Source organism: Methanolobus sp. WCC1, assembly GCF_045690315.1.
Classification (GTDB): Archaea; Halobacteriota; Methanosarcinia; order Methanosarcinales; family Methanosarcinaceae; genus Methanolobus; species Methanolobus tindarius.
This window is the reverse complement of record NZ_CP146979.1, coordinates 1554811-1569345: the sequence shown is the minus strand read 5'-3', so window position 1 is coordinate 1569345 and position 14535 is coordinate 1554811. Positions and strand designations below refer to the sequence as shown.

Below are 14535 nucleotides of genomic sequence, written 5' to 3'. Positions count from 1 at the left end.
ACAAAAAATAGTTAAGAATTCCCATTTACTGAACTTGGATTAACAGAATCCTACACACATCTTTTGAATTACCACTTTTAAACCTATATAATAAAAAGTAGTAATAATACTTAAATTCTATGTTTAAGTATTTGTAGATATTTCAATCATACAGTCTCTTTTCACTCATGATCGTTGAACACATCGAAAAATAGAGCGTCCACAAGCTTGTCAGGAATAGCAGTTAATCAGTTTTGCCAGAGAACACAGGATTAAAGGATAGACCTGGTTTTTATGGGTCACACAACCACTAAAGTGTTCAGCACATTCAAGCCAATTAAATTTCATAATCATTAGAAGCTGGGTATCAGTGCAGGATGGTAAGGCAGAATTACGATTATGGATGCTAGGACAAAGGAGTTCTGGCGATCTATAATCGAATTCCTGAGCATGATTATGTGCTTTATTTAGCACACTCCGTATTTCCACACATTAGAGAGCATTTACATTTTCTGAACTTGATATCTCTTTATCAACTGTGAAGTCTTGTTCACCAGCATATATCTTGTTCAAAGCCCTTGAAAAAGCATCCCAATCCCCTTCAAAATCCCTAATCTCATAACTCTTGTTAACGATCTTATCTTTCAAAGCAGGAACTCTGTGGGTTCCATTCTCAACAACAAAATCCCCAAGAATAAGCTTGAGCTGCTCCCAGTCATTATAGAAATACTCCTGCAGCAGAGGTATGATCTTTTTATACCATATGAAATACAGTTTGTCTTTAGCTAAATCCTCTTCCAGATCTGCTAAGTCGCAGAAATAACTGTGACCTATTTGGTGATCCCTATCTATCAAAGCAGAAACCGTGATATTAAGCCCTTCCAGTAATGAGTCGATATTTACTCCGCCAACATTGAACTCGATAATAGAATAATCCGGCATGATCTCCAGGAAAGTGAACCTTCTTCTCAGAGCAATATCCAATAATGCTATAGAACGATCTGCAGTGTTCATAGTTCCTAGAATATAAAGGTTTGAAGGCACAGAGAACTCGGTCTTTGAATACGGAAGCTTTACACTTAGTCCTTTTTTGTTGGCTTCACTACGCTTATCATCTTCGATCAGGGTGATAAGTTCACCAAAAATCTTGGCAATATTTCCTCTGTTGATCTCATCAATGACAAGGACATAATTGTTTTCAGTATCATGTCTGGCCCTTTCACTTATCTCTTTGAAAACACCGGCTTCTACTCTATAGGAAACATCTCCATTGTCATTGACAACTGGTTTTAATCCTTCAATGAAATCCTCGTATCCATATGACTGGTGGAACGTGACGAAAGTGCAGAACTGCTCAATGGTCTTTTCTTCACTAACCCCTTTCTTACTTGAAAGAACATCTACAATTTCAGAGAGGTTTGTTTCAACATATTCTATGCCATCTGGCAATAAATACCACTCACTATTTTCTGTTTTATCAAACAGAATGGGGGAACTTCGGCGTTCATACTTTACGTTTTTACTGTTAGGGTTAGAATGAATTTGTAGTGTGGCCCATAATGATTGAGAAAGACCCTTTTCCCTTTCCTTTATTCTATCAGAGTAAAATATAATGAACTCATCACTTTTTAGATCTGCAACTTTTATCTTCTTCTCTTTGCCCATCAAATACATAGATAATGCAGTGATTTGATACCATGTCAGATCCTGAAGATACTCCATTTTGATATCATCAAATGACTTCGGTTTTGATAGCTGACCTGCCAGGAATGTCTTTATGAATTGCTGAACTGTATATGTTTTTCCGGTGCCGGGAGGACCATACAATATCACATTTTTTGTATGTGACAGTGCACCTGTGAGTAGAGGATTATCCAGAATAGCTGTGGTATCTGTAATATTATTATTAGAACCAATGGAAACATCTTTCTCTTTTAACCATCTGGCAAACAGGTTGACATCTAAATAGGTTGCATCTTCTAAGCCATTGTTTTTTAGATCCTGCAAGATATCAGACACGTATTGTTGCATAGCCAAATACTTTTTTCCGGGGGAAAGATTTTGTCCGCTATCAACGTTCATTTTTGAAAATAATTTATCTGTGAGTGAATTCCATATCCAGAATTTGTCCGGTTGCTTTAAGCACATTAATTCAGTTGAATAGGCACGTCCCAACCCTTTAAATGAAGTAAACAGATTGCTAACATCACTTTCATCTAAGCTGGTTGTTTCGAGAACATCCACCAGCTTTCTTTTAAATTTGTCAAAACCGTCGTTCTCTTGTATTATCCTATCAAACTCAAGACTTCCCAGAGATGTAGCCTCTGTATTTTTCAAAATATCGAAGATGTCTTCTTCAGTCAATGAGTCAACGTTTTCTGTTCTTATTTTATTGTGTACGTTCTCACTACGTGCTATGAAATCATTTCGACTATCTTTCAATTCATCTGAATCCAATTCAGATACGAACGTTTTTATGAGCTGGGAAAGGTCTATTTTATTCTCACTCTCTAGTTCAGCGAATATTTCCTTATACTTTCCATCGAGCTGAATATACTCATTCTTTATTTCTTCCCATTTCCAGTTATCTTTCAGTGGAGTGATGGTCTTTTGAGGGAGATTATAGGAGAGATCCCTTACCTTACCAACGACCAACCATTCAACAAATCGTACATGTCCGTATTCCATTCCGGGATTCTGTGGATCATTTGGTTCAATATATCTGCTTGTGATCTTTCCAATACCCTGGATTCCCTTCTGACCCTTGATAGCAACAGCTATGTCGCCTATTTTCATGTGTTTGTAGAAGTACCAGATAGAGTTCGCATTGTTCATACCATGTACTAATCTTACATCTGCAAGAGACTGATACTTTGAGTAACTATCATCCTCCCATCCGATCGCAATACATTTTTTATTCTGGAACTCTTCCCATAAACGAGCTTCTTCACCCGGTCGTATTAACCATATATTTACCATTCTTAAACCTCTCATAGTATCCCTTTCAGATCGTTTATAAGTTTCATTTTGTTAATTGGATTTGTCAGATCAACTCGTAGGTCCACTGTTGCTATCCTGACCTTGTGACCAGACCCTTGTATTGTATATTCCTCAAGAATTGCTTCATTCCCTCCTGCAGTACGAGGGTAAAGTAAAATGATATTGGAACAACAGTATCTGCTTGCATAAGCAGCCATCTGATACATATCTGAAATAGAGATTCCAAGTTTCCTGTCTTCTTTTTTCAGTTTCTTGTACTTTGTATCGATGATCAATTGTGCCTGACCTTTTTCTTCAATGAGAATATCCGGTCTTAACCAGAACACCTTACCATCTTTTGAATTCCTGGCAAGCTCTTTGCCACCTGCCTGGGAATAGATGCCACAGTTCTGAAGATGATCAGGGAGAATAGATTCCCTGTGTTCTTTGAGAAAACGAGCAATGAATCGCTCAAAAAGCAAGTTCATATCAAAAGTGAATGCAAAAGCACCAGTAGAACCCACCGATGTCTCAACGACATTCCCTTCTATGAACATCTTTGCCAGATTGAAGACCGGCCTGTAATTCTCATTCAACCTCGTGAAGATGACCTTATCAAGCAATGGAAGAGGATTTGATACCAATGATATATCGTCCATTTCCTGATCCAGAATATGCAGATTCCTTCTGTTCTCAAGGTCCCGTGACCTGAGCTTTAACTTATTAACAACGAACTTAAGCACCTGGTTCAGTGGAATGTCCGGACTGAACTCATCATAGTTGACATAGAACAGGTGTTTTTTGAAACTATTGACTGCGATATGTTTCTGTATCAAACACTTTCCCTTAAAGTAAGGAAGATTCTCCTCAACCGAAATATACTGCTTCTGAGCACCTTTCTTGAATATGTCCTGAAGCGTCCTTGTGAACATAAAGGTCAGTATCTCGAACCAGTTTGCCTTCCGGGACTGCATACGAGCTACCTCACTCTCATAGATCGGTATGTCATAACAGTAATGCAGCAGATACAGCAGATTCCTCTGAGCATGCTCCACCTGCCCAGCCTCCGTTAACCCATCCCTGTACATCTTTGGCAGTATTTCTATGGAAAGGTCCCTGACCTGGATCAACCCGACATACTGCTTTGCCTGGAGACTGTTGCGGTGCAGGGTCAGGAGTTCACCGTTTGACTGGTTGAGTTTGTCGATGAGATCGAGGTGATTAGAGTAGGGACTGAGTTTGGAGTAGGAGTAGGGAAGGGATTCGTATTCGAAAAGGGTGATTGTGGACATATTTCATTAAAATGGGAGAGATTATAAACCTATATATAAGGTTAATTGAATGGAAACGTCCTAATATATTACTAACTTTGTAGAACCCTTCTCTTAAATAACAAATATAATCTTGATTAACATTCCAAAGACAAGTGCATTATTCAAGTGAAGGATCCCAATAATCCCAAATTAAAGATGGATAATAAAATCAATCCTCTGAATCGTTATTTTGAGATGTTTTTGTATGTAAAATATTTGAATGCTTCGAAAGTCCACATGATTCCTCTAATTTATCAATGGTAGAATTAGAGTCTCGTATCATTTTAAGTGCATTTTCATAATCTTCCTGTATTAAGGTTCCTGTTTTTTGAGATATTTCCTTTAATGAATTTGGTAATCTAAGTTTTAAGACATCTTGTGGATATATTTCAGCAGTCTGACCGCGTACGATTGATTGTATTTGCTGATAACCTTCATCTGTTCTCAAATACAATAATAAAACATATGGATTTAATATTTTTATGTTATTCACTCTGATGACAGCTATTTTTGCTGAAGCAATGACATTATCGTATACATCGGGAATATAATCAACTATGTCTATTTCATCTCCAATGTATTTTGCAACATGAGCTGCAGATGCCAAAATAATATCATTTTTCTTGATATCCAATGATTCTGAATCTTTGGATTTATACCACCGCTCTGTAACATAGTCTCGATTTTTATCAGACCAATCAACGTTTCTATTAGTTAAACATCTGACTTTTAAAATCTTAATATTTCCTTTATCGAGATAATTCTTTTTTGTAGGAGTTTTCCCAATGAATACATCACATAAGTCCCCTAGTTGAAATGTATCTTCTGTATCCATTTGGAATGAATAATATGACGCATCCATCCTATCAATTAGCTGTTCATTACTAAGCCTCATGGTGAAATATTTGTTTTCAATTTGTTTATTGGTTTCAAAATACTTGCTTACATCTGACACTTCATTTGAATTTATCTTTTCACCCTGCAAATTATAACCAATTGTATTAGGCATTGCAAAGAAAATATTGTGTGTTTTAACTCCTTGCTTTTTTTCAGCAATTAAAACTGATGTCTTAACATTTGCACCAATTGTTTTTACTCTAAATGTTTCTTCAGGTAGGGATACAATAGCTAATACATTAAAACGTGTTACTATCCATTTTCTAATATAATTATCTCTCAAGTTTGAAAACACGCCTTCTGGCAGAACAATTCCAATTTTTCCACCATCTCGCAAAAAATGATAACTTTTTTCAAGCATCAAAATACCTTGGGATTGACCTTTTATGATGTCACCTGTTAAATTCAAATTGTTGTCCCATGCGTGCCCTAGTTCATAATTTTCTAATACAGAAATTTCATTTATTTTTTCACTTGATCCAAAAGGCGGATTGGTTATAACAGTACTGATGTCACTTATATTCGAAAACTCACTACGCTTTTTTCTAATACTGTTTTCACAAAGTATGTTAGTATGTCCGTCCCCTATCAGAACCATGTACAACTTTGAAATTTTAACCAATATTTTTTCGACATCAATTCCAAATACATGACTTGAAGCCCAGTTTTTTATATCGATGTTTTGCTTGCTTAGAGAACTAGATAAATGATTAATTGTATGCGTTAGAAATCTTCCAGAACCACATGCAGGATCTAAAATTACATCCTTTAAAGTAGGCTTTACTATATCTAAAATCATTTCAATTATTGGTTCTGGTGTTAAATATTGATCATTTTCACCCCTATAATAAGGGGATATGAATAATTGGAAAGCCTCTCCCTTTTTGTCAGAACCGCGGATTTTTTGATATTGCAAGCGATAAACAATTTCAGCTAGAAGAGATGGTTCAAGTTCAATTTTATCACTGTCATCAAAAATAGTTGCGAAGTCAACACTTTGTTTGAGTTCATTAAACATTGCCTTTATTCTTGTTTCAAAAGAAAGACAAGAAGATGAGTCGTTAATTTCTTTATATTCACTTTCAAGAATATAAAAATTCAACTCCGCATTATACATTTCATCATATAATTTTATAAACAGTATGTACAAAAATTGCAAAAATATACTTTTTTTATTTTTGATATTACTATTCACCCAAATAAAATCATTTATTGATTTGAATAAACCAATGCTATTTTCTAAATCATCAAGCTCATCAAGAGTTGGAATGACATCTCCATGTTCGTGTCCAAAACGTGGTAAAAGAGGGATTTTGTTCCACTTCCACGTATTTTTATGTTTTACACGCATCCATATTTTTGTATCAACACCATTATGCCATACCAAGTACCTTGCATTAGTTACATTCCCATATGACTTTACTTGCTTTTCTCCTGTTGTTGCTTTATTCTTTTTAACTTCAATTATAGCTTTAATATTCTGCATTTTCGCATCATCATATACAACTATATCAGCTCTCTTCTTTTTATTCGTTTCAACATCAACAACTTCGGTGGAACCATCCTGAATTGAGACTTCAACATCAATATGACTTTCAGGATACTTTAAAGAGTAGAATAAATTTCCCAAATAGCTTTGTCTAACTAATTCTTCTTTTGTCGCATTAATTTCTCTTTTACGCTTTAAGCACTCTATTTTGTCAGTAATGTTGAACACCACACACGATAATTATTATACAAATTATATATTATTATTTTATCTGAGAACTTCAGAAATCATCACTTCTTTTTTTTCTTTAATGTTGTGAGACCTTATAAAATTGATGTTGATAGTTAGTGTTTTGGAATCTAAAAATCGTGACAAATATCCGGCTAAAATCAACTCCTCAACTCACAAATATCTCCATAATCACAAAAACGACAATTCGGCTGTTTAACAACCTCAAAGTCCTCGCTCAATATCCCCGCAACAGCCTCTTTCACCCTATCAACCACTGCATCAACCTCCTTCTCAACAACATCAACCAGTCGCATATCACTCAGCTCAGGATGCACGTAGAAATGTCCGGCCTGCACAGGCAGCTTACCATACTTCTCCTTAACAGCCAGACAATAGAGAGCAAGCTGAACATCCTCTTTCATCTTATTTTTGCTGAGAGTGGTCTTGCCGGTCTTGTAGTCAATGATGATGTACTCGCCATCAGGGGTTTTGTCTATGCGGTCAATGGAACCTGCAAAATGATTGCCGTCCAGCTCCAGGTCGAACCACTGTTCAACATCTATCGTTTCATTGGGATTGGTCTTCTCGTAATCGAACCAGATGTCAAGCATATTCTCCATCTTGTTCTTATCCTGCTGCTCTTGGGTTATGGAAGTGTAGGCTGAACCGTCCCAGTTATCCTTGAGCATGGTTTTTGCATCAGTAACTGAAGGACTCTTGCCCTGCATCTTCTGTCTTATCATTTCCTCGTAGACAGCATGCACACTGGTACCCACATTGAAATATCCCTTCTGAGGAGTGGGTATGCGAAGAACGGAATTGTATTTGAATTTCAGAGGACAGTCCATGTACTCCTTGATCCTGGAAGCCGAGAAACGCATATTCTGGTCAACAAGCGGAGGAACTTTTCCATCCACAAGATCATCCAGTTCAGCAGGCTCCAGCGGGGAAACCTTCAGGAAAGAGTCAATGTCAAAGGCTGCAAGGTTGCCGTTCTTTTCAAGTTCCTTCAGCTGTGCCAGCACGACAACGGACTCAAGTGCCTGATCCAGCTGTCCCTGTCTGGCATACATGCTTACAAGGTTCTCGTACTCTTCCTTCTTCCTCTGCAGGAGTGAAACACTAACAGGACCATGGCTAACACTCGCCTGACCTGCCATAATTATCTCAATTAGCGGATTATTCTCAAAGTCTATCTCAGTAAGGAACTGACTTGGCTTGGAAGGCTTGGCATTGGCTGTATACTGTTCTGGCAATACCAGATACAACTTCTCCTTTGCACGCGTCATGGCAACATATGCAAGCCTGCGTTCCTCCTCAAGATGCAACTCCTTCTCATCAACATTCCTCTGAACACCCTTTGCCATATCCTTTGGTACTGTGAACGGTTTTTTCCTGTACTGCAACGGAAGATGACGTGTAGCAAAATCGCAAACAAAGACAACCTTAGCCTCCTTACCCTTGGACTGGTGAATCGTCATCACCTTAACAGTATTATCCTCACTGGCATCTCCCTCATCGATATCCATACCGAACACAAGGGACAGATACTCCATGACAGCCTCAAATTCCGAACCACCGTCAACAAGCTCCAGGTCGGCCACCAGCTGCACAAGTGAGTTCAGCAACCTGATATTACGCCTGGGATGCTCATCATCCTTAGCAAGCTGAGAGCGATACAGGTCAGTCTTCTGTGTAAGCAGGAACTTCACAGTATCGGAAGGCAGGTGGTTCTTCTTGTATGTCACAACCTCCTCAAGCCGGGAAAGAACGGACTTTACAAGCCCCATCTGTGTAATTCCTGTACTGCTCAGATCATTCAGCAACACAGAGTATATTCCATCACCCTGTGTAGGGTCATTCTTCCTCACCTGCTGTGCAAGAAGATTGATCTTCTGCAGGTTGTGTTCCGTGACACCTTCCCTGAAAAGGATCTTTGCAAAAGAAACACCATTATTGAAAGGATCTGCCATCACCTTCATATAAGCAAGAGCATCCTGAATTACCGGGAAATCGACTAACTGCAGAGACCCCACATATTCCACTGGAATCATCAATGCCTTCAAAGCATCACTGAACTTCTCTCCATCGGCACGCTTCCTTGTGAGTATATAGAAATCCTGATAAGCAAGTCCTTCCTCATCGACAAGCCTCTTGATCTCAGCAGCCACCCACTCAGCCTCACTGTCATCATCCGGTGCCTTCACTGCTTTAACAAGTTCCCCATTACCATTATGCGAGTTAAAATTCTTAATTTCCCTATCCGGATTAAGAGACACAAGTTGTTTGGATAGCTCAACTATCTCAGTAGTAGAACGGTAATTCACTTCCAGAGCTACCTTCTCAAGATCAGAGTAATGTTTCTTCAGCTCCTTCAGATTAGAAAGATATGCGCCCCTGAAACGATATATGCATTGGTCATCGTCGGCCACGCATGTGATTTTACCACTGTCAGCAAGCAGATTCACAAGATGCAGTTGTGCATAATTAGTATCCTGGAACTCATCCACCAGAATGTAATCGTACCTGCTCTTCACATTGTCCCTGATAACATTGTTCTCCTCAAGAAGAGAGCAGGCCATGGAGATCATATCATCATAGTCAACAAAATTATTATTCCACTTATACTCCTGGTAACATCTATAGAATCTTGCAAGATCCTCAAGCTTCAGGAGTTCATCCTCCTCTTCATCAGTAAGTGAAGGAGCTGCTAAACCCTTAGCAACATAATCCTTAATATCATCAGGATCTATCAGATGGTCCTGGAACTGGGAAACACCCTCCATCAGACTGGTGATCAGATCATAAGGAAATGGAGGTATGACCAGATTCTGAAATCCAAAAGTATCGATATTTTGGATACCCCATACATGGGAATGCTCTTTTGAGATAAGTTTTGTACCATAACTGATACCCATATCCAATGGGAATTGACGTATCAGTTCATTGCAAAATGAGTGGAATGTAGAAACACTGATACCACTGCCAATACCTATCTGTTTCTCGATCCTCTCCTGCATCTCACTGGCAGCCTTCTCTGAGAAAGTCAGTGCAAGTATCCTCTCTGCCGGGATACCACCATCAATAAGGCCAACAACTTTCTCAGTAATAGTAAATGTCTTACCGGATCCTGGTCCAGCAAGGATAAGAAGCGGAGTTTTAGTGTGTGTCACTGCCTTCAATTGTTCTGCATTGAGAGTTCCTGATACCAAAATGATTGCTCCGGATTATGTGTAGTAATGTATTTCGCTTATTCATTCATGCTGATTATATTTATAGACTTCCATAAGATATTCTGTAAATTATAATACAACGAGTCAAAGTGATCAAATCCACATCATTTTGCAGCCTCAAAATACTCCCCAAGCACCTGCGTGAATCTACCCAGATCCCTGAATGACAGCGACCCATAGAACCCAGAATTCCCATATTGCAAGTTCATTGCCCAGTGGTCATTCCTATCCAGTACAAACCCCATCATCAATGTCTTGTCACCCATGAACTCCACCATATCCTCATCCGGAATCCTTGGTGGCTGCAAAATAGCTTTTAACTGCATGAGCATCCTGTAAGCTATGTGAGGGTTCATGTCAAACTCAAGATCATGGTCCTTTGTCTTCAGTACAAATCTGTCATCCCGGATATCCAGTTCAATATCCTTTCTTTCTACATCAAGTGTCCATTTCATGTTTTTATCTCCTGGATTATTCATTTTTAAATTATTAGTATCAAAGAAATCTCCAATCTCAATTCCATATATACGTCAGTCCATCCATGATCTTTGCAAGCAGAGTATCATCGAACATGTTGAGGTCACAGCCATAAAAGAAATCAGGCAGCACATAGAAGTTATCAGGGGTCTGAAGAAGAGGCGGTACCTTAACCAGCATGTTCATCTGCCTCATATATCTGATACTGGAATCACTGTCGAAATCAAGTACCTGACAATCAAGTCCTGACTTTTCAACCTCTTCAATGACCTTCATACAGAAGGGGCAATCCATTCTTACAAAAAGCATAGCAGGAACGATCTTCATGTATGACATCTCCTGACAGTATCCACATACTCACATCGGTACAATAGAGACCAGTATGGACCCTTGACAACATCGGTAAGATGATATTCTCCCTCCTCAAGATCGCCAAATGAGAAAATGTCGAGCTGCCCGTTCATTACCACTGCAAAAGCTCCTCGAGTAAAAGTTTCATTTCGTGCAGGAGCCGAGACTAATGACAGCAGTTTACCTTCGTACCACCATTTGTACCCTTTAGGAACCGGAGAGTGACTCTGAACTATCAATTTCATCCAGCTGTAGCAATACATAAATCCTTCATACACAGCCCGTCCAAATGTTTCTGAATCTTTATCCATTTCAGGCGGGAGGAGTTTGATATACTGAAAAGGATCATGTTCTGTTAACTTACCCTGAGCACCTTTTATGATATTTTTTGCACCCAATCCCCCAGGGACTCCACTATTTATACAGAAGATCGATCCATTCACAACTGCCGCTACAGGCATTCTCTCAAAAGTCTGTTTCACAAGAGCAAACAACTCCTGGTCTTTTACCACAGGATCAAGAGGAGAGTTCTTTGCAAGCTCATGTCTTCCCTGAAGCAAAATAACCCTGTCAGGACATTTAATCTTCAACTGGAACAGACGAACCAGGATATCCAGTGAAGGGCTATCAGCTTTCAGGTAACCACCAAGGAATACTATACATCCATTCCCCACATCTTCAAACTCTTTGAGGATAAAGTCAAGTGCCTTTACATCACCAAAAAGTTCACCCACAATAATGACGGGTTCTGAATCCTTATACACAAGTGCCGGTTCAGATGAAAACAGACCTGTGACTTCAGGGATCAGCTTTCTTAATGTCATTGCTGTTTCCTCGAAGTCTGCATCCTCATATGTATCTTTGTTTTTCAATATACCCACCTTTTTTCCACGATCTTGTGACCGCTTGTCATTTCTCAAAAGGGAATCCCAGGTTGTGACCTGGGATATTGATAACCCACTCCCTTTTAGAGAACCCACCAAGTACCACCTATTGTGTGGGTATATTCTAATATACAAACAAAATACTTAAAGATTATGTTTAATTGTTAATTAGATATTTATGTGATGTAGTTCTTATAGAATATACATTAAAATGGAGTTTGAAATATGTCTTTTCTAGACGAAGGTATTGAACTAAGTAATTCGGGATGCTATGAAAAAGCAATCAAAATGTTTGATAAAGCACTTGAGATCAACCCACAAAATGAAGATGCCTGGTACGCTAAAGGTCTTGCATTAACCGAGATGGGATTCCACGAAGAAGTAATCAGATCTTATAGCAAAACACAAGAGATAAATCCACAAAATGAACAACTGTGGAATTATAAAGCCAGTGAATTATCCTGCATTGAATGCTGGGATGAAGCAATTAAAGTATTCGATAAATTATTAGAGATCAATTCACAACACAATGATGCTAGGCGTGCTAAAGGTGATGTACTATTCTACTTAGAACGCTACGAAGAAGCAATTGAAGTGTATGATAAAATACTAGAGCTTCACTTACACGAAAAAAGTTATGATTGGATATTAGTTAGAATGGTCTGTAGTTTATTCAATTTAGAACGCTACGAAGAAGTAATTAAAGTGTGTGATAAAGTACTGGAAATTCATCCACAAGACGAAGAGACCTGGTGTTACAAAGGTTTGGGATTCTCCTATCTTAAACACTCTGAAGAAGCAATTAAAGCTTATGACAAAACACTTGATATCAATCCGCAACATTCAGATGCCTGGTGCGAGAAAGCCCGTTCATTATGTTATCTGAAACGTTATGAAGATGCCGTAGAAGCTTATGATAAGGCACTTGAGATTGGACCACAAAGTGAAATAATATTGGCTGAAAAAAGTAATATCGAATCTCTTTTAAAAAGCTAATACATAACATCACTTTGACTTTTTGTTATTATGTATAATAACCATCCAATTTGTGTACAGTACATATTTATACAAATGAATTATATATTTAAAAATGATTTATCAACTTGACTGTGAAAAATAAGAACAGTTGATTCCAAATTAAACAGCTGAAAATTGCAAAACTGGCAATCATCTGCAAAATTAAAAATGGAGATTAAAAATAATGTCTTTTCTAGATGAAGGAATTGAACTAAGTAACTCTGGACGCTATGAAGAAGCAATAGAAGCTTTTTATAAAGCACCTGAGATTAATCCAGTAAAAAAAAATGTACGGCATTCTAAAGGTCACGTATGGCGAAATCGTGATCGCTATGAAGAAACTATTGAAGCTTTTAATAAGGTATTAGAGGTTGAGCCACAACATGATACCGCTTGGTACTTAAAAGCCAAAGTTCTAATCATTCTTGATCGCTACGAAGAAGCTATTGAAGCTTTTGATAAAGCACTTGAGATTAATCCTCAAAAAGAAGATGTATGGCATTCTAAAGCTCAAGCATTGTACAATCATGAATGCGACGAAGAAGCAATTAAAGCATATGATAAAGTACTCAAAATAAATCCACAAAATAAAGATGCTTGGCACTCTAAGGCTCACGTACTGTGCAATCTTGATCGCTATGAAGAATCACTTCAAACTTATGATAAAGCACTAGAGATTAATCCGAAAAGTGAAGAACTGTGGCACTATAAAGCCAATGAATTATTCTATGATCTAGAACGCTATGAGGAAGCAATTCAAACTTATGATAAAGTATTAGAGATTAATTCACAAAACCAAGGTGCATTGTGTGGTAAAGCCGAAGCATTAAGTCGCATAGGACACTACGAAGAAGCAATAGAAGCTTATGATTATTTATTAAAGATTAGCCCGCAACATGATGCTGCTTGGTGCGGTAAAGGTGATTTATTAAGTCACATAGGACACTATGAAGAGGCAATAGATGCTTATGATAAAGTTTTAGAGCTTCACTTACATGAAAAAGGTAAAGAGTACTTAATGCCTATGATATTAGGCAAAAAAGCCACTAGCTTATTCAGCCTAGAACACTACGAAGAAGCAATTAAAGAGTATGATAAACTACTAGAAATCAATCCACAAGATGTAGATTCTTGGTGCAATAGAGGCATTGGATTATTCAGCCTAGAACGCTACGAGGAAGCACTGAAAGCATTTGATAAAGTACTCGAGATTGAACCACAAGACGAAGGTGCTTTGTGCTTCAAAGCAAGTGGATTATTCCATCTGGAACGTTACGACGAATCAATTAATACGTTTGATAAAGCACTGGAAATCAACTCACAAAATGGTACTGTTTGGTACTTAAAAGCCGAAGCTTTTTTTAAGCTAGAACATTACGAAGAAGCACTGAAAGCATTTGATAATGCACTAAAAATCAACCCACAAAACCAAGGTGCTTGGTTCGGTAAAGCCGAAGCTTTAATTCACCTAAAACACTACGAAGAAGCAATGAAAGCGTTTGATAAAACACTAGAAATTGATCCAGAAGATAAAGCTGTTTGGTTAAGTAAAGGTGATGCATTAAGTCGCATAGAACACTACGATGAAGCAATTGAAGCTTTTGATAAAGCACTTGAGATTGATCCCAAAAATGAAAAAATATTAGCTGCAAAAACTGAGTTAGAATCTCTTTTAAAATCCTGAT

At 38.0% G+C, this 14535-nt stretch carries 9 protein-coding genes; 2 read left to right on the top strand and 7 right to left on the bottom strand.

Going from position 1 to position 14535, the window contains the following annotated elements:
- Window positions 1–471 precede the first annotated feature (471 nt).
- From V7O61_RS07505 to V7O61_RS07475, 7 genes are all read right to left on the bottom strand, one after another.
- Window positions 472–2958, bottom strand: coding sequence for an AAA family ATPase (locus V7O61_RS07505; RefSeq protein ID WP_407282264.1), 2487 nt, complete (start codon window positions 2956–2958; stop codon window positions 472–474).
- Between the two features lie 11 nt (window positions 2959–2969).
- Window positions 2970–4250: an McrC family protein gene (locus V7O61_RS07500; RefSeq protein WP_407282265.1), complete on the bottom strand. Its 1281-nt coding sequence runs from the start codon at window positions 4248–4250 to the stop codon at window positions 2970–2972.
- Between the two features lie 190 nt (window positions 4251–4440).
- Window positions 4441–6885, bottom strand: coding sequence for an N-6 DNA methylase (locus tag V7O61_RS07495; RefSeq protein WP_407282266.1), 2445 nt, complete (start codon window positions 6883–6885; stop codon window positions 4441–4443).
- A 161-nt stretch (window positions 6886–7046) separates the two neighbouring features.
- The gene (locus tag V7O61_RS07490; protein ID WP_407282267.1) at window positions 7047–10100 is read right to left on the bottom strand and encodes an ATP-dependent helicase; all 3054 of its coding nucleotides are present in this window, start codon (window positions 10098–10100) and stop codon (window positions 7047–7049) included.
- A 125-nt stretch (window positions 10101–10225) separates the two neighbouring features.
- Window positions 10226–10576: a hypothetical protein gene (locus V7O61_RS07485; RefSeq protein ID WP_288067645.1), complete on the bottom strand. Its 351-nt coding sequence runs from the start codon at window positions 10574–10576 to the stop codon at window positions 10226–10228.
- Window positions 10577–10634: 58 nt separating this feature from the next.
- A complete protein-coding gene (locus V7O61_RS07480) occupies window positions 10635–10925 on the bottom strand; it encodes a hypothetical protein (protein ID WP_288067646.1) in 291 nt (96 codons plus the stop codon).
- On the bottom strand, window positions 10922–11929 hold the full coding sequence (locus V7O61_RS07475; protein ID WP_288067648.1) for a metallophosphoesterase: 1008 nt from the start codon (window positions 11927–11929) through the stop codon (window positions 10922–10924). The genes V7O61_RS07480 and V7O61_RS07475 overlap by 4 nt, the downstream gene beginning before the upstream one ends.
- 129 nt (window positions 11930–12058) lie before the next feature.
- Between V7O61_RS07475 and V7O61_RS07470 the strand changes: the two genes are divergently transcribed.
- Window positions 12059–12829, top strand: coding sequence for a lipopolysaccharide assembly protein LapB (locus tag V7O61_RS07470; protein WP_288067650.1), 771 nt, complete (start codon window positions 12059–12061; stop codon window positions 12827–12829).
- A 205-nt stretch (window positions 12830–13034) separates the two neighbouring features.
- Window positions 13035–14534 carry a tetratricopeptide repeat protein gene (locus tag V7O61_RS07465; protein ID WP_288067652.1) on the top strand — a complete coding sequence of 500 codons (1500 nt, stop codon included), beginning with the start codon at window positions 13035–13037 and terminating at the stop codon, window positions 14532–14534.
- Window position 14535 lies beyond the last annotated feature (1 nt).